The organism is Blautia sp. An249 (assembly GCF_002159835.1).
Lineage (GTDB): Bacteria > Bacillota > Clostridia > Lachnospirales > Lachnospiraceae > Blautia_A > Blautia_A avistercoris.
On record NZ_NFJL01000014.1, the window covers coordinates 48,795 to 74,100 of the forward strand.

Annotated in this window: 18 protein-coding genes and 2 pseudogenes; 7 read left to right on the plus strand and 13 right to left on the minus strand. The window is 44.4% G+C overall.

Going from position 1 to position 25,306, the window contains the following annotated elements; genetic code table 11:
- The first annotated feature begins 46 nt into the window (after window positions 1–46).
- The 4 genes from B5F53_RS13315 to B5F53_RS13330 all read left to right on the plus strand — a co-directional run bounded on the left by B5F53_RS13315 (window position 47) and on the right by B5F53_RS13330 (window position 4,192).
- Window positions 47–1,546: an ABC transporter ATP-binding protein gene (locus B5F53_RS13315; protein ID WP_087224232.1), complete on the plus strand. Its 1,500-nt coding sequence runs from the start codon at window positions 47–49 to the stop codon at window positions 1,544–1,546.
- Window positions 1,547–1,744 (plus strand): iron dependent repressor, metal binding and dimerization domain protein, encoded by a 198-nt coding sequence (locus B5F53_RS13320; protein WP_242970318.1) that lies wholly within the window; start codon window positions 1,547–1,549, stop codon window positions 1,742–1,744. It begins immediately after the preceding gene.
- A gap of 416 nt (window positions 1,745–2,160) precedes the next feature.
- Window positions 2,161–3,177: a helix-turn-helix domain-containing protein gene (locus B5F53_RS13325; protein ID WP_087224234.1), complete on the plus strand. Its 1,017-nt coding sequence runs from the start codon at window positions 2,161–2,163 to the stop codon at window positions 3,175–3,177.
- Window positions 3,178–3,190: 13 nt separating this feature from the next.
- Window positions 3,191–4,192 carry a methyltransferase family protein gene (locus B5F53_RS13330; protein WP_087224236.1) on the plus strand — a complete coding sequence of 334 codons (1,002 nt, stop codon included), beginning with the start codon at window positions 3,191–3,193 and terminating at the stop codon, window positions 4,190–4,192.
- A gap of 52 nt (window positions 4,193–4,244) precedes the next feature.
- On the opposite strand, the gene B5F53_RS13335 is transcribed toward B5F53_RS13330, so the two are convergent.
- From B5F53_RS13335 to B5F53_RS13410, 13 genes and pseudogenes are all read right to left on the minus strand, one after another.
- The gene (locus tag B5F53_RS13335; protein ID WP_001820670.1) at window positions 4,245–6,101 is read right to left on the minus strand and encodes a recombinase family protein; all 1,857 of its coding nucleotides are present in this window, start codon (window positions 6,099–6,101) and stop codon (window positions 4,245–4,247) included.
- A 54-nt stretch (window positions 6,102–6,155) separates the two neighbouring features.
- Window positions 6,156–6,347 (minus strand): hypothetical protein, encoded by a 192-nt coding sequence (locus B5F53_RS13340; protein ID WP_001820669.1) that lies wholly within the window; start codon window positions 6,345–6,347, stop codon window positions 6,156–6,158.
- A gap of 71 nt (window positions 6,348–6,418) precedes the next feature.
- A complete protein-coding gene (locus tag B5F53_RS13345) occupies window positions 6,419–6,649 on the minus strand; it encodes a YdbC family protein (protein WP_001206986.1) in 231 nt (76 codons plus the stop codon).
- Window positions 6,650–6,694: 45 nt separating this feature from the next.
- On the minus strand, window positions 6,695–7,549 hold the full coding sequence (locus B5F53_RS13350) for a ParB/RepB/Spo0J family partition protein (RefSeq protein ID WP_000743700.1): 855 nt from the start codon (window positions 7,547–7,549) through the stop codon (window positions 6,695–6,697).
- 8 nt (window positions 7,550–7,557) lie between these two features.
- Window positions 7,558–8,523 (minus strand): MobV family relaxase, encoded by a 966-nt coding sequence (gene mobV, locus B5F53_RS13355; RefSeq protein WP_001820668.1) that lies wholly within the window; start codon window positions 8,521–8,523, stop codon window positions 7,558–7,560.
- Between the two features lie 517 nt (window positions 8,524–9,040).
- Window positions 9,041–10,073 (minus strand): annotated as a pseudogene (locus tag B5F53_RS13360) (AAA family ATPase).
- Between the two features lie 154 nt (window positions 10,074–10,227).
- Window positions 10,228–10,702, minus strand: a pseudogene (locus B5F53_RS19655) (RNA polymerase sigma factor).
- A gap of 83 nt (window positions 10,703–10,785) precedes the next feature.
- Complete coding sequence (locus B5F53_RS13370; protein ID WP_000323895.1) at window positions 10,786–11,211, minus strand: sigma-70 family RNA polymerase sigma factor; 426 nt, start codon at window positions 11,209–11,211, stop codon at window positions 10,786–10,788.
- Window positions 11,212–11,305: 94 nt separating this feature from the next.
- Window positions 11,306–11,815 (minus strand): sigma-70 family RNA polymerase sigma factor, encoded by a 510-nt coding sequence (locus tag B5F53_RS13375; protein ID WP_105116765.1) that lies wholly within the window; start codon window positions 11,813–11,815, stop codon window positions 11,306–11,308.
- 490 nt (window positions 11,816–12,305) lie between these two features.
- Complete coding sequence (locus tag B5F53_RS13390; RefSeq protein ID WP_002779755.1) at window positions 12,306–12,479, minus strand: cysteine-rich KTR domain-containing protein; 174 nt, start codon at window positions 12,477–12,479, stop codon at window positions 12,306–12,308.
- A gap of 51 nt (window positions 12,480–12,530) precedes the next feature.
- Window positions 12,531–14,450, minus strand: coding sequence for a tetracycline resistance ribosomal protection protein Tet(O) (gene tet(O), locus B5F53_RS13395; protein ID WP_000691758.1), 1,920 nt, complete (start codon window positions 14,448–14,450; stop codon window positions 12,531–12,533).
- Between the two features lie 366 nt (window positions 14,451–14,816).
- Entirely contained in the window at window positions 14,817–15,191 is a 375-nt protein-coding gene (locus B5F53_RS13400) for a TnpV protein (RefSeq protein WP_001129922.1), read from the minus strand.
- Between the two features lie 236 nt (window positions 15,192–15,427).
- Window positions 15,428–16,093, minus strand: coding sequence for a nitroreductase family protein (locus B5F53_RS13410; RefSeq protein ID WP_087224238.1), 666 nt, complete (start codon window positions 16,091–16,093; stop codon window positions 15,428–15,430).
- Between the two features lie 221 nt (window positions 16,094–16,314).
- On the opposite strand from B5F53_RS13410, the gene B5F53_RS13415 reads away from it, so the two are divergent.
- From B5F53_RS13415 to B5F53_RS13425, 3 genes are all read left to right on the plus strand, one after another.
- Window positions 16,315–18,864, plus strand: coding sequence for a CAP domain-containing protein (locus B5F53_RS13415; protein ID WP_087224240.1), 2,550 nt, complete (start codon window positions 16,315–16,317; stop codon window positions 18,862–18,864).
- A gap of 192 nt (window positions 18,865–19,056) precedes the next feature.
- A complete protein-coding gene (locus tag B5F53_RS13420; RefSeq protein WP_162610610.1) occupies window positions 19,057–21,816 on the plus strand; it encodes a leucine-rich repeat protein in 2,760 nt (919 codons plus the stop codon).
- Window positions 21,817–21,846: 30 nt separating this feature from the next.
- Window positions 21,847–25,167, plus strand: a complete 3,321-nt coding sequence (locus B5F53_RS13425) for a leucine-rich repeat protein (protein WP_087224244.1) — start codon at window positions 21,847–21,849, stop codon at window positions 25,165–25,167.
- The last annotated feature ends 139 nt before the right edge of the window (window positions 25,168–25,306 follow it).

Here is a 25,306-nt window from a genome sequence, read left to right on the forward strand (position 1 = left end):
TTACTGCCGCCCTGTTGGTGTTCCTGCTTTTTTCGGGAGGGTTGAAATGATAGAGTTTAAGGATGTGTCGTTTCAATATGAGCAAGGCGATTCTAAAGGAAAAATCGAAAATATAAATTTGACAATCCATGATGGCGAGGCTGTTTTAATCTGCGGAGAATCAGGCTGTGGCAAAACAACGCTTACCCGCTTAATTAACGGTTTAATTCCCCATTACTATGAAGGAACACTCACCGGGCAAACGATTGTGCAGGGAATTGATGTGAAAAATGGCTCTCTTTATTCCCTGTCTGGTGTGGTTGGCTCTGTTTTTCAGAATCCAAGAACGCAATTTTTTACGGTAGACACTACCAGCGAAATTGCATTTGGATGTGAAAATATAGGAATAGATGCAGGAGAAATTAGTTCAAGAATAGAAAACACCGTAAACGCATTAAAAATTAAAGATTTGCTGAATAGAAGTCTTTTTGCATTGTCTGGCGGTGAAAAACAAAAAATTGCCTGTGCATCTGTTTCAGCGATGGAACCGGATATATTTGTGTTAGATGAACCATCTTCCAATTTGGATATTAAATCAATCAGAGAATTAAAAAATGTATTGCGTGAATGGAAATCACAAGGGAAAACCATTGTGATTGCGGAACACCGCTTGTACTATCTGATGGATATTGCAGATCGGGTTCTGTATATGCAAAATGGACGAATAAAAGCAAATCTTTCCATCTCTGATTTTAGAAAAAAGTCCACCGATGAATTGCACTCTCTGGGACTTAGAGCTTTGCAGTCGGAAAATTTCAGTAAAATGCAAAGCGTGGTTTGTGCGACAAAACAACTATATTTTCGGGACTTTGAAGCCTCTTATAAAAATGCTTCTGAAGGAAAAAAGAAAAAGCGGAAGGTACTGGATATATCTGACTTGATGGTTCCGCAAGGCTCCGTGGTTGGAGTAGTCGGCAACAATGGGGCTGGGAAAACCACTTTTGCACATAATTTGTGTGGGCTGCTTCAAAAAGCAAAAGGCAGTATGACCATGAACGGGAAAACCTATATGGCAAGTCAGCGGATTAAGGCGTGCTATATGGTTATGCAGGATGTAAACCACCAACTCTTTACAGAAAGTGTAATGGATGAAATTCTGCTAAGTCTGGATTATTCAGACGAGGAAAAAGCATTGCTCGAAGCAAATCGCATTATGGAAAGTCTGCATATTTCAGAATATAAGGACGCCCATCCGATGTCTTTATCTGGTGGCCAGAAGCAGCGGGTGGCCATTGCCAGTGCGATTGCGTCTGATAAGCAGGTCATTATTTTTGACGAGCCGACAAGCGGATTAGATTATAGGCACATGAAGAAAGTGGCAGAAAATTTGAGAGAATTGAGTTCATTGGGGAAAACATTATTCATTGTTACACATGACCCGGAACTGATTGCAGAGTGCTGCAATTATTTTGTGTTTATCGAAAATGGCAAAGTGCTATGGAGCGATGGGTGGAACAGGATAAGCCGGGAGCGATTAAAAAGGTTCTTTGCTTTTGAGGGGAATTAAATGATGAAACTTCATGCGTCCGGGGAGGACTATCTGGAAACCATCCTCTATGAACGCCATTGCTTCTTTACAGAGCAACTGATTGCCGCAGGTGTTGCCCCTAAGACAGCGGAAGCTGACGCCTGCCGGATCGAACACGCTATCAGCAGTAAAAGTTTTGCCCGGCTGAAAAAGGCAGCCAAACAGGAGCAAGATTAGAAAAACCGATATGACAGGTGATTTTGCCTGATGTGATGGCAAAGTGGTGCAGGAGGTGATTATCAGCAAAAAAGGGAAGCAATCTCCTTACAAAATAGCCGGGAACTGTATCGGCTTAATATCAATAAAATATTTGTCTGGCAGCCAAGTTCAAAAAGCGTAAATACCGGAGGAAGCAGCTAAATACGGCATGATGCCGGAAACAGGTGCTTTTTTCGGGTAAAAGACGTGGGAAAGCTAGTGGGTTCGTTGACAAATCAGAGGAAATGAAGTATTCTTTTTTGCGAGTTAGTAATAACTAACCAAAAGCAACTAATTGGAAAGTAGAGTATGGATAGAACCGCGACAAAAGCAGTAAATCGCCGAATAAAAGCAAAAAGGTTCTTCCATTCCGAATAAAGAGGGTGATTTGTTCGATGAATCAGGAGCTGCTTGCAGGCATCCGTCCGGAATTGTTTTTTGGCAAAAAAGAGGAAGAAAAGCAGGATGGATGCCGGGTGACACAGGTGCAGGTGTTTCCGGGAATCCTGCTTTTTTATTATGATATTCATGCGGAGCACCTGGATTATGGCGAGTCCGGCCTACCGTTCCCGGAAGATCTTATTTCTATCCAGCATTGCCGGGAGGGGCGTTTTGAGGGCGAATATGCGGACGGGGAATTTGTGTATCTGGGGGAGGGAGATCTGTCTGTCAATATCCCTGAAACTTCTCCGGTGAGAAACGCCTATCCATTATCTCACTACCATGGCCTGAATCTGGTCATTGGGACGGCGGAGGCGGAAAAGAGTCTGAAAGAGCTTTCGGGGGTTCTGGGAACAGAGTCTGTAAGTCTTGGAGGAATCCGGCAGAGATTGGGGAAGGGAAACCGGTTGATTCTTTTCCGCTCAGACCCGTTGATTGAAAATATTGTGTCAGGCCTATATTGCCGGGGAAGCTGCGGAGGAGGTTTTATAAGACTGCGCGTGCTGGAGCTGCTTCTTTATTTAAGCCGGGCTGAACACAGGGAATCCAGGGAAAAACCTTATTTTTCCCGAAACCAGGTGCAGGCGGTCAAGCAGATTGGCGCTTACCTGAAGGCACACCCGGAAGAACGTATTACGTTGGCAGACCTCTCCGAGCGGTTTGGTATCCCTTTGACTTCTATGAAGCAATGCTTTAAAGGCGTGTACGGAACTTCACCGGGTGCGTATCTCAGGCAGTATCGGATGGAGCTGGCAGCCAGGCTGCTTCTTACGACCTCGCTTCCGGCGGCGGAGATTGGGCTGCGGGTAGGGTATGAGAGCCCCAGCAAGTTTTCAGCGGTATTTTCCAGGCAGATGGGCTGCACTCCCGGAGAGTATCGGAAATCCGTTGTCCAAACGGAACAAAATACGGCCGGACAGAGTACCGCCCATGAAGGGGGAAATGGTATAGTAGAAGCACAAAAAGAGTAGGAGGTTTCTGACAATGAGAGAACTTGGTATCTGGAAGCAGCTGACGTGCTTGCCATTTTTATCCCTTTATGGCAAGGTCATGTATTCCGCCATGCAGCTGGATGTTTTTTCATCCTTGAAAGACAAAACCACAGCAAAGGAGCTGGCGGAGAAAAAGAACTGGAATGAGGCAAATACAGAGTATCTTTTAAGCGCCCTGACAGCCCTGGGATTTCTGAAAAAGGAAGGGGAGGCTTACCAGAATCAGCCGGAAACAAGCCGCTATCTGGTAAAGGGCAGCCCGGAGTATCTGGGCGAGTTCCTGGTATTTTACGGAATGGGAGAGGGGAGCGTTCCCATGGACGTGGTAAAGGCGGTAACGGAGGGCCCGCAGCCCATGGACCAGTCCGCCATGGAGGGACAGCTTGATTTTGAGCAGTATGGAAAGGCGCTCAGAGGCGCCCAGACAGGCTATCGCCAGAAGGAACTGCTTGAGATTGTGCGTTCCCTTCCCGAAAACGCTTCCATCCGCCGGATACTGGACGCGGGCTGCGCCACAGGGCTTCTGGGCCTTGCGGTCATTGGCGACAATACATCACGCACAGGAGTGCTGTTTGACCGCCTGCCTGTCGGTCTGATTGAGGAATCTGCAGAGCTTTGCGGCCTTACGGAACGGGCCAGGGCAGTGAGCGGGGATTTTCTGACGGATGATATTGGAAGCGGCTATGACCTGATCCTGGCCTCCAGCATTATGCTTTTTGCCAAAGGACACATGGAACAGCTTCTGAAGAAATTTTATGACGCATTGAATCCGGGCGGCGTGGTTCTGGTTATTGGAGAGGGAATTGCGAAGGATCACACAGGCCCCTGGGATATGGTGTTAGGCTATCTGCCTTATTATTTCCAGGGCATGGATATGGGCGTACTGAAAGGCGAGGTGGAGGAAGCGGCGAAACAGGCAGGTTTTTCTGGATATGAGCGAAGAAGCGAGCTTCTATGTTCGGGCAATCAGGATATCGAGATTCTGCGGAAGTAGAAAAGCAGGAGAGAAGGCCGGGCGCGTTTTGAAATGCCCGGCCTTCCCGACTTCAGTCGGTCATTTTTTGCGGACAGTTCATACATGCTATCCTTTTCTGTTCTCTGCTCCTGCGTTTGCTCTCGTTTGATTTCTCCCTCCGTATCTTCTTGGCACAAGCAGGACAATACCTTGATGCACCAGAGCCCGGGACATATTCAACGCCGCACACCGTACAATTTTTAGCGGGCATTGCTGCCCACCGTTTTGTAGGTATGATATGTAATTCATCGACAAAGCCGATGAATTTATAGTAAATCTTGATTTCCTGCTTCACTGTTCCGTCTGCCATCTTCTCACGCTCCGAAACAAGTATCTTGTCTATGAGTGCGTTTATAACTGTTGCATCCAGTTCTTTTAAGCCTTGATAATTTCGGATAAGGGCGAGGAAGTCACGGATTCCCCGTGATTTCTCGTAGCTTTCATTAAGAGTTTCCGTCACCTCTTTCAGCCTTGCTTCAATTTCAAGCTGCTCTTTCTGGTATTTCCCCGACATCATCTCAAAATTCCGCTCGGTAATACGCTCCATGACCTTATCCTCGTAGAGAGAGGAAAACAGCCTGTCCAGTTCCGCAAGGCGTTTGTTCAGCTTCTTACGTTCTTTCTCTAATGCTTTCGCCCTGCTCTGGTCTGTTTCCGTGAGCCGCTTTTCTATGGCCCTGACCGCCTTTTCATCATTCACTGCCATATCCGCAAAACAGTTGATGTCGGCAAGAACGGCATTGAATAAATCCCTTGCTTCTATATTGTGGGCACTACACTCGCTTCTTCCGTTTCTTGCATAATTATTACATGAATACTGTACACAGTCGATAATCTCTGGGCGTTTCCTCCTGTGTACGTTCATTGCCCGCAGAGCACATCCGCAGTCCACACACTTGATAACGCCTGCAAAAATATTTACAAATCCTCCCTTGTTCTGTGGAAGCCTACGACTTGTAATAAGCTGTTGGACAATATCAAATTCCTCCTGCGTGACTATTCCCTCATGGGTATTGGGTATCACTTCCCATTCTTCGGGCAGCTTAGAGGGGCGTTTCTTGCTTTTCATATTGGCGGCAATCCGTTTGTAGCCTACAAGATTTCCCGCATATATCGGGCTTCTTAAAATGCTCCTCACGCTGTTCCCACTCCAAATATAGCGTTTGTCCTCGTTCCCCTCAAAATGACGTTCAAAGCCTGTTTCGCCACGCTCCGCCGCATAAGCGGCAGGGCGTAGGATATGCTGTTTATTAAGATGTCTGCAAATTTTGGCAACTCCATTCCCTTTTAATGCAAGGTCGAATATCTCTTTTACAACATGTGCCACTTTATCATCTATCAGCAGATGGTTGTGGTCGGCAGGGTCTTTGATATAGCCATAAGGGGCGGTAGTTCCCATGAATTTCCCCTGTTGAAACCTCGCCCGATATGCCGATTTTATCTTAACAGATATGTCAGCGGCATACATTTCGTTTAAAATGTTGCGGAAAGGCGTGATGTCCATAGCAGATTTATTCAAGGTATCTACGCCGTCATTGACCGCTATATACCTCACGTTATGCTCTGGGAAGAAAACTTCCAGATATAACCCACAATCAAGATAGTTTCTCCCCAGACGGGATAAATCTTTCGTAATCACGCAGTTTATCAGACCGCTTTCAATGTCTTTTATCATATTCTGGAAACTTGGTCTTTGGAAATTTGTACCAGAATAACCATCGTCCACATACGTTTTTGCTATGTGCCATCCCTGCTTTTTCACATAATCCGTGAGGATGGATTTCTGTGTCGCAATGCTCGCACTCTCGTTATCCGTACCATCGTCTTTAGATAAGCGGCAATAAATGCCGACTAAATAGATTTTCTTTTCTTCTTTGATTCCTGCCATACTGTAAAACCTCCGTATCTGTCCTATCTGTTTTCATGTCCCATTGCGTACATTCTAAGCGGACAGCCCCTCATTGTCGAAGGTGTCGCCCTCGGCAATCTTCTTCCGAATATCCTCGGAGATAATCGGGACAAACGCTTCTGTAACGGTCTGTGTGCCGACATATTCACGGCTGATTATCATCTGCACTGGTGCTTTTGGCACGATACGCTTTCTCTTTTTATCTGCTTTCTTATCCTCGCCCATACTTAAATCTTCCTTTCCAGACAGGGCAGGGAAGAGTTTGGAAATGTCCCCGCCCTGCCAATCAGATACCATTAATCCTCGCTGTTTAATTCTTTCTGTAATGCTTTAAGGAGTGCCGCCGCTTCATCAGCGTTCAGCGTGATTCCCTTGCCGCACTTTTCACGGTTCGGGGAAAAGCTGCGGATGTCATACTTCGGCTCTTTCCCATTCCATGAAATGAGATTGATTTCCTTTGTGTAGCCACTGTCGCCCGTAGACAATACTGCGATTTCCTTTACGATTTCATACTGGATTTCTCTCATTCTCCATACCTCAACTCTCTGTATTTACTTCCCGAAAAAAGAAGATTAGCGGCTGTCACGGTTGCGTTTCCTCTGCAACTCACGCTCCAAAAGTTTGATGATGGTTTCCTCCATCTGCTTCGGCGTTGTGTTCTTCGGAAAGTATTTTTTCAGCTTGCTTGTGTTGATTTTCAAGGTTTCTTTCTGGTTGCCCTTTTCCTCCGTCATAATCGCAAATATCGTATCCATGTCAAGCCGCCCGCTCTGGCTTAACTGTTTCATCCGCTGTGCCTGTGAGAGTGAGGGCGTTGCTTCTTCGCTCTCCATCGTGGCAAAGAGGTTTTCCTGCTCGTCTTTCTTCAAGAAGGACAGTTCCACCGCAGGCGTGAGGGCGATTTTCCCCTCGTCCACCATCTGCAAAATCGGCGGTATCAGTTCCGTCAGGCGGATAAAACGCTGCACGGTCATCCTGCCCACGCCGAAGCCCTGTGCCACCTTGTCGTCCGTCCGCAACTTCGTCACAACTTGTGACGAGGTTAAGTCTGTGCGGAAACCCTGCCGCTTCATGGCTTCGGATTTCATCTTGTAAGCAAACGCCCGCTCCGATGGCAGGATATTCTCACGCTGCAAATTGCTGTCTACAAGGGTGATGATGGCTCGGTCACGGTCTAAGGGCAGGACAAACGCAGGCACGGTATTTATCCCTGCAAGTTCAGAAGCACGGACACGCCGCTGTCCTGCAATCACTTCATAACCGTCCCCGTCCTCTTTCGGGCGTGTGATTATCGGCGTGACAATGCCAAATTCCTTGATGCTTTCCGCTAACTCTGACAGTGTTTCATCTTCTGCCACATGAAACGGATTGTCGGGGAACGGGTACAAGTCTTTGGTCTTTAACACCTTAAAATCCTGTTTCTTCATTCACATATCTACCTTTCTTTCGCTCTGCTTCTATGATTTTTCTGCAATTCTTCCAACACTTCGGGCGGTATTTTTGACAGCAGCCGCCCCATCTGCTCGTTGGTTCTCTGCAATTCAAATATCTTCTGATTCGCTTTCTGCACCTTTAGTTCCTGCTCGTACTTTTCATCACGCATACGCCCCGCATAGTCTGATTCCTGCCCAATTCTCTCTTTCAAACTGTCGATATACGCCTGCTGTTTCCCGATTTCCTTAGAGAATTTCTCCACGTCTGGCAGCCATGCAGAGAGTAAATCTAACGCTTTATCCCTTTTCTTCCCTGCGTTAAAGGCGTTGATGTCGGATAGGGCAGACACGATTTCTTCATACTGTTTATCAAGCCTGCCGCCTAATTTATAGAGCCATGTGGGGACGTGTTTCCGCTTGGTTTCCATTGAGGACTGCCCCCGTTCAAGCTGATTCCACCGTGAGGACATCCGCTCATGGTAGGCGGTCTGCCACTCGGATAATGATTTCTGGTTGCCTAAGATAGCTTTCGCTGACAGCTTATTGTCTGGCGTAATCGGCACAAAGCAGAGGTGCATATGGGGCGTTCTCTCGTCCATATGGACGACAGCGGAGAGGATATTCTGCTTTCCAACACGCTCCGAAATGAAGTCAAGAGCCGTCTGGAAATACGCTTTTTGTTCTTCGGGCGGTAACTGGTTCATAAATTCTGGTGAAGCTGTGATGAGCGTTTCCACCATCATCACGCTGTCTTTCCTTGTCCTGCACCCCGCTTCGGCTACCATGCGGTTAATCTCTTTCTTGTAGGTGTACTTTGGTGGTGCTATGAGATGGTAATTGTTTTTAGAGCGTTCCATATCTATATCTGGGTTGCTTTTGTAGGCTTCTTTCTTCCGCTCGTTGTGGCGTTCACAAGCCGCAACGCCGCCCGCTTTTCGTTTCTGGAAACGCAGGATTGCATAAGGCATAGGCGGATTCCTCCTTTCTTTCGGCGGGTGACCGTCCTTTGGGGTGACAGCGGTGACGGTGGTGACAGCAGTTTTGGGATACCCCCTGCCGACTGCCGCAACTGTCACCCTCACCCCCTGCATGACGGTCATGTCGATGATGACGGTGTTTTTGGGATACCCCCCTCGCAAGAGCCGTCACCGTCATGCCGCCATTCTTTTATCCGAAGCCGTAAGGCGTAGGATAGCAGGGCACAGCCCTGCCTTAAGGGAGTCCAGAGGGAACGTCTGGCACACGACTTTGCAGGGCAAAGTGTAGTGTGTTACACCCTGTAAACGCAGTCGGAAAAATCGGAATGATTTTTCTGACCGCAGGGGTGGTTTTACACGACCGAAAAGGGCGAGTAAATCTCACGCCTGCATTTTGCGTTTACGGGGTGTTCTCCCGTAGGGATGACAGCGGCAGGGTATCCTAAAATCACTGTCACCACCGTCACTGCTGTCACCCGCAGGGCAGAGCCGCCAGCTTTACATGGCTTTAAGCGTCAATGACAGTAACAGGGGGGTATCCTAATATCGCTGTCACCACCATCACCGCTGTCACCCGCCCTCCTTGCAAGGGCAATCCGCCTGCCGTCTTTCCTGCGGCTGTACTGGTAGCAGATACGGTTCTCGCTTAAAAATGTGGTGCGGTATTCATTCAGCCATTTCGTAATCACCGTGGGTATGGTTTCCGTTTCCCCCATAGCGGCTAACAGTTCCGTTGCCGTGCCTATCCATTCTTCCTTATCCCTCATAAAATCCACCAACCGAAAAAGGACATCTGGTATCGTTTCTTTCGCAAGCTGCTCCTGCGTTTTCCGCTCCACAAGCTCCCAACGGCAATCACGGAAACGCAGCGTGTATTCCTGATAAGGCGTGTCCCTGCCCGTCACATACAGCTTGGCGGTGTCAGACGCACGTTTCTCCTTTTCCAGAACAAAGGTAGCGTCCGCACTCCCCGTTAATCCTGTCGTCCCAGACACCTTGTTGAACACGTCGCTGTCATTCTGCTTTCGGATGTGGTGTACGACAATGACCGCCAGAGAGTGCCTGTCGGCAAAGTCTTTGATGAGGGAGATGTCCCCATAGTCGCTTGCATAGGCATTGTCTTTTGAAGCTGTACGGACTTTCTGCAAGGTATCAATGACAATGAGCCTGCTGTCTGGGTAATCTTTCAGATAATCTTCAAGCTGCACGATAAGACCGTCTGACAGCTTGCAGCTTGCCACGGCAAAGTGGAGCCGCCCGCTTGCTTCGTCCGTCAAACGAAATAACCTGTCCTGTATGCGGCAGAACGTGTCCTCAAGGCAGAGGTAAAGCACATCGCCCTCCATTGTCGGCATATCCCATAAAGGGATTCCCTGCGACACGCATAAGCATAGCTTCAGCATGAGCCAGCTTTTGCCTATCTTCTGTGAGCCGCAGAACAGCGATAAGCCTGTCGGGATAAGGCTGTCCACCACAAAGGATGGTTTCTCAAGCGGTTCATAAAGGAGCGTTTCGGCGTTGACTGTCTGTAACTTCTGCATGGCTTTCCTCCTTTCGGGCGGTGTCTTTGTTTTCGTTGCACATAGGCGTTGACCTCCTTAAAAATAGATTTACTCCCACGGAAAAAAGTGAGAGTATGTAATGCCGCCAATCCCACACAAATAAAAAACAGATTTCTTTTTCGGGCGGTGTCGGTCACGGTTGGAGATATTTCTTCAATTTCCGCCTTTACTTTCTCCTTTGCAATCGCAACAGATTTCTGTATTGCCGAAGCGGTGCAATGCTCCATAGCGGCGATTTGGTAAAAATTGAACTCATACTCGTAGTAGAGCAGGAAACGCCGCCTTTGTATCTCTGGAAGGCTCCCAACCGCCTTATAGAGCGTTTCATTCCGTTCTTCCTCAACCATGCGTTCATCAAGGCTCTTAGGCACACGCAACGCCCGTCTGTAAAGGGTTTCGTCCCATACCTCGTTAAACTCCCTGTGCCGCTCGTCCCATTAGAAAAGATTCCTGTTCCTGCGCTCCATCTGCCGAAACTCCATAAAGAACTGTTCCGACACTTCCAACTCGTGGGATTTGCCCTGCCCGTCCTTAAAGCTGATAAAATACCTTGTGCCGCTTTCCGTGGATTCCTCCCGAAGCGTGTATGCCTTAACCCTGTATGCCATCCTGTTGTCCTCCTGCAAAAAATGAGTGAGGGGATTTCCATCCCTCACCCAGTAGCCCGCAGGATGGCAGGCTGTTTTAGAAGCTATAAAATTTTCCGCAGCTTCTTCCGCAGATGGTCTAACCTCGCATAGATGGCACCAGTCGTCAAATGCACAAGCGGGGCAATCTCCTTTGTGGAATACCCCTGCATTTTCAGCAGGACGATTTTCAAGGTACGCCCGTCCACCGTGACTAATACTTGATAGAGATTTTCGCTCTCAATCTCTTCCAGTAACTCCGCAACCGTACCCACTTCCGCCTGCCGCTCCCTGCCTGCCATGTCCTCAAGATATTCCGCAACGTCATTCGTCCATCGGTAAAACCGCCTGTTGGAATTGAAGTCTGCCCTGTCCGCCATGCGTATCTGCTCAATGGTCGCTTCATCAACGCCGCACTCACGCAGCAGCTTTTCCTCCGCTTCTTTCCAGATACGCCATTTCCTGTCCTCCCGTCCGTGGTTGTATGCCATTCTTACTTCCTCCAATCAGAATTGATTGAGAGGGCAGAGAAAAGCCCCCTCATCTTCCCAAAGGAAAAAACAAGGGGGCTGAACGCCTTAAATTTTAATTTTCTATTATCTTTCTTAGTTTTATTAGGATTCTGGCTTTGCGTTTGTTTACAACGCTCTGGGTTATGCCCAACCTCGCCCCGACTTCACGCTCGGAAAGTCCGTCAAAAAAGATTGCCTGTATCAGCTCCTGTTCACTATCCGACAGCAAAGGCAGGGCGGCTTTCAGCCTGTCCACCATGACCGCATTGACAACGGTTTCTGCAATGTCCACCGCTTCATCAGTGATAAAGTCCAGAGGATTCCCCTCGCTGTCCGTAAATCCGTCGAGAGATAGCAGTCTATTCTTTGTATCTAATTTTTGCAGATAACGCCACCGTTCCTTGTCACGGTAGAAGTCTGTGTATTGCTCCCTCACGACTTCAAGCAGACAGCCTTGAATGGGGATAAACAGCTTGTCCATATAGGTCTGGTCGGATTCCCTGCAACGGCAGAACTCCGTGTAGGATAATTCCACATAGCCGCCACTTTCTCTGATATATACCTTTCTTGGTGCATATTTCACCATAAATACCTCCCATCTGAATTTTTGAAATGTAAAAAATCCAGATGGAGAGGCGGAGAACGACACCGCATATCAGAAACAGCCCTACGGCACTTTCCAACAAAAATCGACAAAAGAAAAACCGCAAAGGCTCTGTGACCTTTACGGTTATAGGAAATAGTAATTCTATTGTATGGAGATTGTACTTCTACTTTCAAGGTGAGAAGTACCGTTGCACTGGCAGAAATTTTTTTAACTGGTTTCCTGCCGTTCTCTGATATGCTATGTATTGATAAATTTTGCTTCGTATGAGCAGATAGATAACTGCCCGAAAAAAGGACATAAAAAAATCCCTCCAAATTTAAAAACAAATTCAGAGGGTAATTTAGGGTATAACAAAATAACCCACCCGAATATCGTTTTTTTTATTTGGTGAGTTTGTTCTTTCAAATACGAAACAAAAAGAGCCGATGATTCGTGAATTGTTCCACAATTTCATCGGCTCTGCGTCTTAAGCGTCTGGCTCTTTGATGACAGTTATCTTCAAGTTGTCAACTTTAATCAATCTTTCTTGTCTGCATTTTGGACAATAAAGGGGATAATTCTCCAAAACAGTGTCCTTCCTAATTTTATTACGGGTTTTGCTCCCACAAACAGGACACAATATCCATTCGCATTTCATCATAATTAGTCTCTAATCCTTTCAAATCTCATTTTATATGACTTTTGCAAGCTGTTAAGCTAACTTGTGGAACATATGCCGAACCTTATCTATACGGCTATTCGGGCGGCGGGGTTGGCAAATAAATTTACCAATAGCTGGCTGGTATCCTTTTAACTCTGTCAAGCAGACTCCCTGCCCATTTGTGAAATAAGTTAAATCGTTCCTGTATTCTTGAATACATCTAGCAGGGATTTCTCCTTTCAGAATGACCTCGTCATTCTTTATCTGAGTACTTACAATATCTGCACAATACCTTGGAGCATCATGATACGCCCGTGAGAGATATTCCTGCGGTGCATAAATTTCAAAGTGGAGATATGGCTCTAATAGTTCTGTCCCTGCTTTTTTTAAAGCCTGCTCCAATACGATAGGGGAAAGCAGCCGAAAGTCTGCGGGGGTACTTACAGGACTATAATACAATCCATATTCAAAACAGATTTTACAGTCTGTCACTTTCCATCCATACAGCCCCTGCTCGCAGCCATAAAGAACCCCCTCCATAACCGCATTTTGGAACGATTGATTTAAATATCCAAGTGAAACTCTGCTTTCATACTGCACTCCGCTTCCAATAGGGAGCGGCTCTATGGACAACCCGACAGAAGCCCAGAAAGGATTTGGCGGGACTTCTATGTGGATGGTATATTCTGCTTTTCTAAGCGGTCTTTCCATATATATAACAGTAGGCTCTTTTATTTCTGCCTCCACATGATATTTTTCCTCAAGGATGGCACAAATGACTTCCATCTGCACATTCCCCAAAAAAGAAAGTATAATCTCATGCGTTGTAGTATCCACATAATATTTTAAAAGAGGGTCGCCATCTGAAATTTCTGTAAGTGCCCCAAGCAATATTTCCCGCTGTTCAGATTTCTTTACTGCAATCGTTGTTTGGAGCATAGGGAGAGGATTTTCAATAAATTTTCTCTGCGGCAACAGTATTTCGTTCCCCAAAATACTGTTTAGCTGCAAAACATCATTTGGTAAAATTACAATATCACCAGAGCAGGCTGTATCGGATGAATATAATTCACCGTTTGTCGGAACACACATCTCTGTGATTTTTATTTTCTCTTTTTCAGATATTCTAATAACATCCCTCAAATGCAATGTTCCGCTATATATACGCACATAAACAAAACGCCGCCTTTTCTCTGAATATTCAATCTTAAAAACCTGCCCGCATAGTTCAGATTGACCTTCAGGCGTTGATGAATAAAATTTACTGGCAATTACTTCTATAAGCTGCCGAATCCCCAGATTGTTTTTAGCGCTTCCGTGATAAACGGGAAATAACGTTCCGTTTTGGAATCTCCTGTTTTCTTCCTGTTCCAGTTCTGACATTTTAAACGGTTTCCCTGACATATATTTCTCTAATAGTTCATCGTTTCCCATAATTACCGCATCCCACTGTTCCATATCGTCATTGTCCGTTACATTTATATGGGGATGCTGCCCAACCTTTTGCTTCACTATAATTTCCGAAGAAAGCTTTGCTTTCATTTCCCGATATACCATTGGCAAATCAATCCCCTCTTGGTCAATTTTATTGATGAAAAAAATTGTCGGAATCTTCATTATCTGTAGTGCATGAAACAGTATACGGGTCTGTGCCTGTATGCCATCCTTTGCAGAAACTAATAATACTGCTCCGTCTAATACGGATAAAGAACGGTATACTTCCGCCAAAAAATCCATATGGCCTGGCGTATCTATAATGTTGACTTTTACATCCTCCCACTGAAAAGATGTCACTGCTGTCTGGATAGTGATTCCCCTTTGACGCTCCAAATTCATTGTATCTGTCCTTGTTGTGCCTTCATCTACGCTCCCTAGTTCTGCAATTGCACCACTGGTATACAATAAACTTTCCGTTAATGTTGTCTTTCCTGCGTCAACGTGAGCCAGAATGCCTAAGTTAATTATTTTCATGTGATTTTCCTCCTATCAACACCCAAAAAAGGGCATAAAAATACCCAGTGATAAATACTCCTATCACTGGGTAAATAACTCCAATAGCCCCAAAACACTTATATGTTTTCGGGCATATAAAATTACATGATAAAAGTATTCTTAAACTGGGTACAAAAAACTAAGCCCCATATTAAAAGTGAAACGGGACTGCTACTTTTTGTTCCCACTATCAAATTGACAGTTTATTTAAGAATACCTTGCCGCATATTTATTAACTCCTTGTATAATACTGAATCTAATTATATTCCTTAACCCTTTATTTGTCAAGCTGACAAACTAAAGCAGAAAAAGCGGCAGGATTTCCCCCTGCCACTAATCATCTGTTTATGCAAAAATAATTTCCTTTTCCACAATCTCCCTCGCACAAGCCCTTATGTTATTGAGGCATCCTGTCCATTCTAAGGCGTTTTCTGCCTTTAGCTGTTCCGTTATGCCCTGTGCCTGTTTCATACCCTCTATGAGCCTTTCAAAGCGTTCCTGTGCCTGTCTGTTGATGTCGGCAAGGTAGGCGTTTAGCCTGCCGCTTGTAAGAAGATTGGTGTATGTAACTTTACGGTACTGTTTTAGATAATCTAAATGCCGTTGCCCCCAGATGCCTATTGCCTGTTCTTCTTCGGCGGGTACAGTTAAGCACGGTATCAAATAATCCCCTTGCCTTTCGTATTTGCCGCCCAGTTCCTCAAATAATGATTTTGCCATTGTCTGTTACCTCCACATTCTTTTTTATTTTGAATGTCCGCAAAATCCGTCCTACATCTGTCGTCCCACAAGCATATCCAATAGCAAAAAATAAACGAATTGAGAAATACAAAGCTAAGTGGTGTGCATAAAAAACCAGCCGCACGAAATCGTGCGACTGATTCAGAGCATCTTATTTTAGATATTTGACCTGTCTACTTGACAGGGGGCATATCAATCCGGTTCCTTTTTTTCTTCTACTTCCACTGAAAGTTCTCTTTTCCTGCCCCGATTTCAAAATGGTATTTGGCAATGCCAAGATCAATTTTGCTGTAAAATCCCATTCCTGCTTTGGATGATACAGTATTACCATCCAAAGTAAACGTAAACTTTTGCTGATTGACAGCCGTAGGAGCGAGCAAAGCCGCATCAATTCCATTGAGGAACCATTCCGGCGGTGTTCCCTGAACATTCATAACCCGTTCTCTGGATTTTGATTTATGAGGGATGCCGGCAGTCTTTCCGTAGCCAAGAGCAATTACAAGGCACAGCTTTTCCCCTTTATTGATTTGAAACCTAGCTTTTCCCTTACTGTACGTCATAGCTACCCAACAGGTATTTAAGCCCATCATCTGTGCATACAGGACGATCTTTTCTCCATAATATCCACATTTTTCTTCTAAGTCCCTGCTCTTTTTTCCTGCAAGTGCAATATAATTCCTGACGCCGGAAAATTTGCCATAGTGTGCCATGAAACTATCAAATGCGTCAGGCTCGTCCAGAATGAGCTGTAAATGCAGTCCACTGTCTTTATTACATTGTTCTGTAAACGAAAACAAATCTTCTTTTACGTTTCCTTCAATTCTTTTGTCCGTATAAGTTCTTACGGAATGTCTTTCCTTCATTGCCTTTAATAAATCCATGTTTAGTCCTCCTGGTTCTATTTCGATGCTTCTGGGTCTGATATGCAATATGGATTACGTGTCAGCACGTGAATGTTCATATTATAACATATTTTATTGGAAGCAGCGTATTTGTAAAGAAAATCAGGATATAAATCAGGATTTAATTTCTTTCATGAGTATAGACGCGGAAATAGATGGGGTGTAAAATAAGCTTATGAAAAAGAAAAGGGGATGAAACTATGAGAAAGAAAGTAAAGCAATTCCTTGCCATTACCATAACCGCAGCTATGCTGCTTTCCGGCAGCAGCTTTGTCTATGGCGCGGAAATGGAACCGGAGTTACAGCCGGAAGAAGAGCAGACAGAAACACTGCTGGAAGAAACCGGGGATCTTCTGTCCGAAGAAGAGGAAGAATGGGATACGGATACGGACAGAGAGGAGGAAGCGGAGGAAGCAGAACCGGTTTTACCAGAAGAACTGCAGCTAAATGAAGAAGCGACAGAAACGCCGGGCGTGTACGAAGGCCAGGAAGAATATCAGGCTTCAGCCGCAGAGAGAGCTGCACAGGAAGAGATCATGAAGGTACCTGTAACAGGATACCGGCGGTACACCGAAGCTTTTAAAGTGCTGGAACTGGTAAATAAAGAGAGGACAAGCAGAGGTCTGTCAGCCCTCAAAATGGATAAGGATTTGCTTGATGCAGGAATGTTAAGAGCAGCAGAGCTTGGGATTTACTATTCTCATACACGTCCTACCGGGGAAGGCTGTTATACAGCAGATCCCAAAATTATGGGTGAAAACATTGCGGCGGGGACGGCCTTCTTCTTTAGTGAGGCATCAGATGTTATGGATTTGTGGATGCTTTCTCCGGGACATAAGCAGAATATTTTAACAGAGAGATATAAAAGCCTCGGCGTAGGATCAGTTCAGATAGATGAAGTTACCTACTGGGTACAGGTGTTCGGAACAGAAAACGCAGAAACAGCCAGCTCTCAGGACTACACGAACGGATGGAAAAAGACGAACATCAGTTTCACAGAGAATGATGAAGATTTTTCAATGTTTCTGGAAGTAAACGGAAGTTATGATGTAGGAGTAACTGCGCCGGTCCGTGTGGGATTTGATAACAGCTTTAGTAATATCTGGATTGAAAACAGCAGTTTTAATTTTACCAGTGAGAATCCAACGGTTTGTACCATAAATGCCAATGGAGAACTTACTGCCAAAAGAGGAGGAAGAGCGAAAATTACAGCTGCTTTAAAGAACTATCCCCAGGCTTCGGCCAGCGCAACCGTGACAGTAGACGATCCGGCAGGCCAGACTGTTTTCCGTAATACGACCCCGCAGGTATCGGCCAAAGCCAATGGAGACGGAAGCGCGCTGATTAGCTGGAAAAAAGTTACCAATGCCTATAGCTATGGTATTTATCGGAAAGAGGCGGGCGGAAGCTTCCAGGGGCTGGCCACGGTGGGAGCCAATGTTACTTCCTACACAGATAAGACGGCAAAGCCGGGAAAAACTTATTATTATACAGTAAAAGGCTTCTGGGATGAGAACGGACAGGGAATTACCACCAAATATCCAACGAACGTGTCTGTAAAGATTCCAACGGAGGAACAGCAGTTTGCAAACCTTACTACCCAGGTAACAGCTAAAGTAAACGAGGATCGCAGTGTATCCGTAAACTGGGGAAAACTAAATAAAGCAGCCAGCTACCGGATTTACCGAAAAGAAGCGGGTGGAAGTTTCGCAGGACTTGCCACAGTGGGAGCAGAGGCAACCACTTACCGGGATACGGCAGTGCAGGGAGGAAAGACCTACTATTACACAGTAAAAGGTTTCTGGAAAGAAGGGGCTGCCGGGACGGCGACCAAATATCCTTCTAATGTAAATGTAACCATCCCCGTAGATCCCAACAATCCCCAGGAAGTATTTTTAAATACGGTTACAAAGGTATCGGCCAGCGCCAATGGGGATAAGACCATAACGGTATCCTGGGACGAAGTAGACAATGCAGCCAGCTACCGGATCTATCGGAAGGAAGCCGGGGGAAGCTTTGCAGGGCTTGCCACGTTGGGAGCAGATACCACATCTTATACCGATCAGACAGCGAAACCGGGAAAAACCTATTATTATACAGTGAAAGGCTTCTGGGAGGAAAACGCCCAGGGAATCACCACGAAATATCCTTCCGATGTGAGTGCAAGGATACCGGCAGAGTTCCTGGAAACGCCAAAAGTTACAGTTCAGTCAATGAATTACTGTACCATCGACGTAAGCTGGAACTCCATTGAGGGCGCAGAAACTTATGTGATCTATCGAAAAGAAGCCAAAGCAGGCACCTCCTTTAAATCTATGGCGACCGTAAGTGAGGGCACATTGAAATACCGGGACAGCACAGCAAAACTGGGAGTAAGCTACTACTATACAGTAAAAGCCTGTGCAGGAGATGTGACAAGTGATTATGTAAAGAATGTAAAAGGAACGGCAGTTCCTTCAGCTCCCACAGTAAAGACTGCAGGCAGCACAAAGGGAGTGACTGTAACCTGGACCGGATCCAAAGCATCGGCCAACAGTTATGCAACAGGTTACCGGGTATTTCGGAAAACAGCCGGGGGAAGCTGGAAGACAGTGGGAACTGTGGGAAAAGATACAAGAAGTTTCACAGACACAACCGGAGCAAAAGGTACAACTTATTACTATACAGTGAGGGCTTATGTAAAACAAAGTGACGGCAGCAATCTCTGGGGAAGTTACAATACCGCAGGAGTTGCAGGAACGAGAAAATAAGTATCTAAAAGTTTACAACAGCCGGAAAATCCATGGATTTTCCGGCAAAAAGGGCAGGGAAAGATGAGGAAGAAAAAAATATGGCCGTTGATATTAACGGCAGCTTTGGTTATTAACAGCGGCAGTTTTGTCTATGGGGCAGAAGCAGACAGGATACTGCTGTCTGAGGAAGAACAACTGGAAGAAACTCTGATGGAGGAAGATAAAGCGGATATTCAAACGGATTTAGAAGAAGCGCTTTCAGAACCAGAAGAAGAATTTTCGGAAGAGACCGCAGGAGAAGTTTTATTATATGCAGAGGATACAGAAGCAGAGCAGGAAATATTCCAAAATACGGTTACAGAAGTCACTGTGAACACAGATGATAATAATGAGGTGTTGGTGGAATGGAAAACAGTCGATAATGCAAAAAGTTATCGAATATACCGGAAAGAAGAAGGAGGCAGATTTGCCGGAATTATTACGGTGGATGCAGATACGCGAAACTACGTAGATAAAACGGCTCAGCCCGGAAAGACCTATTATTATACAGTAAAGGGGTTCTGGGAGGAAAATGCAAAAGGAACTGCAACACAGTATCCGGGAGATATTAAAATAACGGTTCCTGAGGAAGAGACAAGTATATTAGCAGAAGGTACTTGCGGAGAAAATCTTATATGGAAGTTAGACAGCAGCGGAACGCTTTATATTAGCGGTAATGGAGACATGGAAGAACGGAAAGGTTGGGAAAAATATGATTCACTAATCAAAAAGATTATTATTGAAGAAGGTGTAACCAGTGTAGCAAATTATGCGTTTGGTACAATGAAAAATTTAGAAACAGTTGTATTGGCTGATAGTGTAACCTATATTGGCTGGGAAGCTTTTTATTCATGTTCTAATTTAAAGAGTATAGAATTTTCAGAGAATTTAATTGAAATAGGTTCAGTTTCTTTTAGTGGTTGTGTGAATTTAGAAGAGATAGAACTTCCGCAAAGTTTGGTGAAGATAGGAGGAAGTGCATTTGGTAATTGTGATAAATTGATAAATGTAGTTATTCCAGATAGTGTAACGATATTAGAAGGTGCATTTGATAACTGTAAAAATTTGAGAAATATAACATTACCTGATAGTATAGAATGTTTATCAAATGGTATGTTTGCAAATTGTATAAAACTTAGAAGTGTTTCAATTCCAGATGATGTAAAAGAAATTGAAAAAGATGCCTTTTCTGGCTGTATTAGTTTGGATACTATAGATTTGCCTGAGAATCTGGAAGTTATTGGTGATTATGCTTTTTCTGGCTGTACCAGTCTGAATACTATAGATTTTCCCGAGAATCTAGAAGCTATTGGTGATTACGCCTTTTCTGGCTGCAGTTTAGAATCTTTCGCCTTGCCAGGGAGCGTTTCAGAAATTGGCGATTATGCTTTTTCTTTATGTACAGGACTAACGGAAATAACGATTCCCAATACAGTTACAGAAGTTGGGAGAGGGTTATTTTCCGGATGCAGTGCTTTGCAAAAAGCAGAACTTTCTGATCGATGTGCAGGTATCTCAGACAATATGTTCAGAGATTGCGTAAGTTTAAAGGAAGTAATTATCCCAGACAGCGTGATGGAGATCGGGTATTCTGCTTTTGATGGTTGTACCGGGTTAGAGGAAATAACAATACCAAATAGTGTAAGTGAAATAAAATATTCTGCTTTCGAGAATTGCGGCAGCTTACTGGAAATTGCAGTGAAGGGAGATGCACCAAAGGCTTATTACGACAGTTTTGCAGGATGCCCTTCAGATATGGTAATCTATGTTCCTGAGAAAGCCCAGGGGTATGAAGAGAAACCATGGAATTCTTACCGAATTGTATATGGTACGGATACCGGTGCTTTAGAAAAAATTCTTCAAAAAGCCAAAGGGTACGAGGAAGAAGAATATTCCCACGTAAAAGCGACTTATCAGGCGTTGGAAAAAGTTATCAAAGAGACAGAAAACCTTTTAGACAAGACCGATGTTTCCCAAAAAGAAATTAATCTGCAGGCAGAAAAATTAGAAGAGGCTATTAGTAAATTAACAGAAGCAGATGAACGGGTGAAATGTGAATTTCAAAATACCCTTTTGCAGATAAATCTGTTAGAAAATGAAGGGAAAGTGACGATTCAGTGGGAACAGGCAGAAAATGCCAGAAGTTACCGAATCTATCGAAAAGAACAGGGAGGCAGTTTTACCGGTCTGGCAAGTGTGGATGAAAATACAACCACTTATGTAGATACAACGGCTGAAGCCGGAAAAACTTACTGTTACACAGTTAAAGGATTCTGGGAAAAAGATGCGAGAGGAATTGCAACTGATTATCCTTCTAATCTAACCATAAAATTACCGATAGATTCTCTGGAGACGCCGCAGATAAGTACGAAATCCGTGAATTACTGTACCGTGGATATTTCCTGGAAGAAAATAGATGATGCAGAGAAATACGTGATTTACCGAAAAGAAGCTAAAGCAGGCACTTCTTTTAAATCTCTGGAAACTGTAAGCGGCAGCAGTCTGAAATATCGGGATGGCACAGCGAAAATGGGTGTAAGCTATTACTACACAGTGAAAGCGTATGCCGGAAACACCGCCAGTGATTATGTGAAGAATGTAAAGGGAATGGCAGTGCCTTCAGCTCCCAAATTAAGCGAAATCTCGCATTTTGCTAGTTCAAGTACCCATAAGGGCGGAGTCCGAATAAAGTGGACAGGCTCTAAGGCAGGTTCCAATCAGTTTGTGGATGGTTATCGTATTTTCCGCAAGACAGCAGGGGGAAGCTGGAAGGCAATAGGAACTGTGGGGAAAAACGTCAGAAGTTTTGATGACAGTACAGGGAAAAGCGGAACAACTTATTATTACACAGTACGTCCTTATGTGAAATTAAGCAATGGAACCAACTTATGGGGAAGTTATGACACAGCAGGGAAATCAGTGAGAAGATAACAGTAATTAGATTACATCAGGAGGAAGAAAATGAGAAAGAAAGGAAAAACAGGAGTTGCTTTATTAATGGCAGGGGTACTGCTGTTTACCAACAGTGGATTCGTCTATGGGACGGAACTGGAATCACCTGTTCAGTTAGAAGAATCAGAATTGCAGCCTGAGGAAGAAGGAACGGAAGAAATTCTGACAGAGGAGATAGAGGAGGAGACAGAAGAACCTTTGCAGGAAGAAAGCGGCTACGGGGAATTGCAGACACTGGGAGAAATTGAAGAATGGGAAACGACGGATGTGGAAGGTTTAGAGGGGGTAGAAATAATTCAAAATCCGGATGTTCCAGAAGATTCAACAGAAGACGGGATTGAAGCAGAGGGAAGCTGCGGAGTACAGGCCATATGGAAACTGGATGAGGAGTGGAATCTGGTTATCAGCGGTTCAGGAGAGATGAATAACTATGGAATCCGGACTGCACCATGGAGTTCTTATGACTATCTGATTAAAACCGTTACAGTGGAAGACGGCATAACCAGTATTGGAGAATCTGCATTTAAAAATTGCAGCAGATTAAATACAGTGACTCTCTCCGACAGTATTACAGCCATACATAGAAATGCATTTGAAAATTGCAGCAGCATAGAGGAGCTTTATATCCCGGAAAAAGTTACAGAAATCGCAGATTCTGTGTTTTCCGGCTGTGAAGGATTAAAAAATATTACTCTTCCGGAAATGATGAAAACAATTGGAGACAAGGCGTTTTCCGGCTGCAGCGGATTAAGTGAAGTGACAATTCCGGAAGGAGTAGAAAGTATCGGAGAATCTGCATTTAATAAGTGCAGCGATATTGAAACTATTGATATTCCAGAAAATGTACTTCAAATGGGAAAGAATGTATTTTCCGGCTGCAGCAGTCTGAAAGATGTATACATTCTGGGAAATATAGAGAAGATTGGAGACGGAACCTTTTCTAATTGTATTCGATTAGATGAAATCCAACTGCCGGAATCGGTAAATACCATTGGAGCGGAATGTTTTCTTGGGTGCAGTTCTCTGAAAACGGTAGATTTGCCGGACAGTGTAACTACAATAGGAGTACGCGCTTTTTCTGGCTGCGGCAGCCTGGAAAGTCTGGGAATTCCTGAAGGCGTAAGTGAAATTCAGGAAGGGATGTTTTTAAACTGCAGGAACCTGCAGAAGATAGAATTACCGGAAAGTATTATCAGTTTTGGCAACGGAGTATTTGAAAACTGCAGCAGTCTGGAAACAATAGAGATTCCGGAAAAGGTAAGCAGTCTGTCAGATAATTTATTTTCCGGCTGCAGTGGTCTGAAGGAAATAGCTATTTCAGATGGGATAGACAGTATTGGAAACAGCACCTTTTCCGACTGCAGCAGTCTGGAGAGAATAGAACTTCCCTCAAATGTGACAAGTTTGGGAATTCGTGCGTTTTCCGGTTGTACAGGATTAAAAGAAATAGATCTTTCCAGTGGTCTGGAAATTCTTCCTCAGTACTTGTTTGGAAATTGCAGAAGTCTGAAAACCATACAGATCCCAAAAAGCGTCAGACAAATGGATTCTTATGTATTCTTTGGCTGTACAGGATTAGAAGAGATAGACATACCGGAACGAGTAGAAGAGATACCTGCTTATGCTTTTTCCGGCTGCAGAAGTTTAAAAACAGTGGGAATGGTAGACAGCCTTACTTCCATCGGAAGATATGCATTTGAAAACTGCAGCAGTTTAAAGAGTCTGGAGATTCCGGACAGCGTGCGTACGATTGCTTCCGGCGCATTTAGTAAATGCAGCGATTTGGAAAATATCCATCTGCCGAAAAAACTGCATACAATAGAAGAAAGCGTTTTTGGGAACTGCAGTGGACTGGAAAGTATTACCATATCTTCAAATATAGAAACCATAGAGAATTATGCTTTTCAATACTGCAGCAGGCTTGGTTATCTGACCATGGAAGGGGATGCGCCCGGTGCATCATACAGAAGCTTTTTCGGATGCCCGGAGGATCTTCTTATACTGGTTCCTTCAGATGCGAAAGGATATGATACAGCGCCCTGGACAGATTATAAAGTTGTAACTGCCGGAAGCGAAGAGGCAGAAGAAGCAGAGAAGGAAAAATTCCAAAATACAGTTACCAGTGTTACGGCTTCTGAGAAGGATGAGAAAGCAGTTATTAAATGGAAATCCGTCCGAAGTGCAAAGAGCTATCGGATTTACCGGAAAGAAGCAGGAGGAAATTTTGCCGGGATTGTAACTGTACCTGCAGGGGAAAATGTGTACGTAGATACGACAGTTTCATATGGAATTAAATATTATTATACGGTAAAGGCTTTCTCCGAAGAGGATGCAAACGGATTCTACAGCAAGTATCCTTTAGATGTTTTGTTTTACATGCCTCAAACCGAAAAAACATTTGCAGAGGCGATGCCTCAGGTAAGTGTACAAAGTGTTCTGGAAAATGGAGGCACCAGGTGCTCTATTCGGATTTCCTGGAATAGAATAGACGGTGCGAAAAGTTATCGTGTATATCAGAAAGAGGCAGGAGGAAAATTTGTAGGTGTAGGAAATATTAGCGATTCCAAAGGATATGGAGGAAGTATCGCTGTTATACATCCAAATGTAAAAATGGGCAAGACCTACTATTATACAGTGAAAGGTTTCTGGGAAGAAGATGCCAAAGGAACGTGTACAAAATATCCTGCAGGTGCAAAAGTCACGGTTCCTCCGGTTAACCTGCCGACCCCTAAAGTTACAACAAAATCTATGAATTACTGTACTGTGGATGTATCCTGGAACAAAATAGATTATGCAGAGAAATATGTGATTTACCGAAAAGAGGCAAAAGCAGGAACTTCTTTTAAATCCATAAAAACGGTAGATCGATATACACAGAAATACCGTGACAGTACAGCTAAAATGGGCACTAAATATTATTATACAGTAAAGGCGTATGTAGGATCGGAGTGCAGCGGATACCAGAAAAATGTTACGGGAACAGCACTGCCCTCAGCTCCTTCTTTATATGGACATGCTTTTTCAACCGCAACTCAGAAGTATACTTCAGGGCAGAAGAAAGTTGTGGTTCAGGGTGGAATTGGTGTCAGATGGACTGGTTCCAAGTCAGGAGCCAATACTTTTGTGACGGGATACCGGGTTTTTCGTAAAACAAAAGGGGAAAGCTGGAAAACACTGGCAACTGTTGGTAAAAATGTACGGCAATATAAAGATACAACCGTGAAAAAAGGAACGACTTATTATTATACGGTACGGCCCTATGTGCGAATGGCAGACGGAAGCAATTTATGGGGAAATTATGACACAAACGGTGTGGAATTAAAAAGATAGCAAAGGAAAACCGTCCGGAAAGTAAAATTTTATTTTCTTTCCGGGCGATTTTTTTACAATAATTTTCATTTACTTTACAAAAAACGGATAGAAGCCAGAGGTTCTTTTTTTCTATACTGTAGATGTTTCAGAAAACCAA

Excerpts from the sequence above, each read along its gene's own strand:
- B5F53_RS13315 (WP_087224232.1), top strand. The coding sequence starts at position 47 with ATGATAGAGTTTAAGGATGTGTCGTTTCAATATGAGCAAGGCGATTCT.
- B5F53_RS13390 (WP_002779755.1), bottom strand. The coding sequence starts at position 12,479 with ATGATGAAATGCGAATGGATATTGTGTCCTGTTTGTGGGAGCAAAACC.
- B5F53_RS13400 (WP_001129922.1), bottom strand. The coding sequence starts at position 15,191 with ATGGCAAAATCATTATTTGAGGAACTGGGCGGCAAATACGAAAGGCAA.
- B5F53_RS13345 (WP_001206986.1), bottom strand. The coding sequence starts at position 6,649 with ATGAGAGAAATCCAGTATGAAATCGTAAAGGAAATCGCAGTATTGTCT.
- B5F53_RS13335 (WP_001820670.1), bottom strand. The coding sequence starts at position 6,101 with ATGGCAGGAATCAAAGAAGAAAAGAAAATCTATTTAGTCGGCATTTAT.
- B5F53_RS13425 (WP_087224244.1), top strand. The coding sequence starts at position 21,847 with ATGAGAAAGAAAGGAAAAACAGGAGTTGCTTTATTAATGGCAGGGGTA.
- B5F53_RS13325 (WP_087224234.1), top strand. The coding sequence starts at position 2,161 with ATGAATCAGGAGCTGCTTGCAGGCATCCGTCCGGAATTGTTTTTTGGC.
- B5F53_RS13340 (WP_001820669.1), bottom strand. The coding sequence starts at position 6,347 with ATGGGCGAGGATAAGAAAGCAGATAAAAAGAGAAAGCGTATCGTGCCA.
- B5F53_RS13415 (WP_087224240.1), top strand. The coding sequence starts at position 16,315 with ATGAGAAAGAAAGTAAAGCAATTCCTTGCCATTACCATAACCGCAGCT.
- B5F53_RS13320 (WP_242970318.1), top strand. The coding sequence starts at position 1,547 with ATGATGAAACTTCATGCGTCCGGGGAGGACTATCTGGAAACCATCCTC.
- B5F53_RS13420 (WP_162610610.1), top strand. The coding sequence starts at position 19,057 with ATGGAGGAAGATAAAGCGGATATTCAAACGGATTTAGAAGAAGCGCTT.
- B5F53_RS13330 (WP_087224236.1), top strand. The coding sequence starts at position 3,191 with ATGAGAGAACTTGGTATCTGGAAGCAGCTGACGTGCTTGCCATTTTTA.
- B5F53_RS13350 (WP_000743700.1), bottom strand. The coding sequence starts at position 7,549 with ATGAAGAAACAGGATTTTAAGGTGTTAAAGACCAAAGACTTGTACCCG.
- B5F53_RS13370 (WP_000323895.1), bottom strand. The coding sequence starts at position 11,211 with ATGGCATACAACCACGGACGGGAGGACAGGAAATGGCGTATCTGGAAA.
- mobV (WP_001820668.1), bottom strand. The coding sequence starts at position 8,523 with ATGCCTTATGCAATCCTGCGTTTCCAGAAACGAAAAGCGGGCGGCGTT.
- B5F53_RS13410 (WP_087224238.1), bottom strand. The coding sequence starts at position 16,093 with ATGGATTTATTAAAGGCAATGAAGGAAAGACATTCCGTAAGAACTTAT.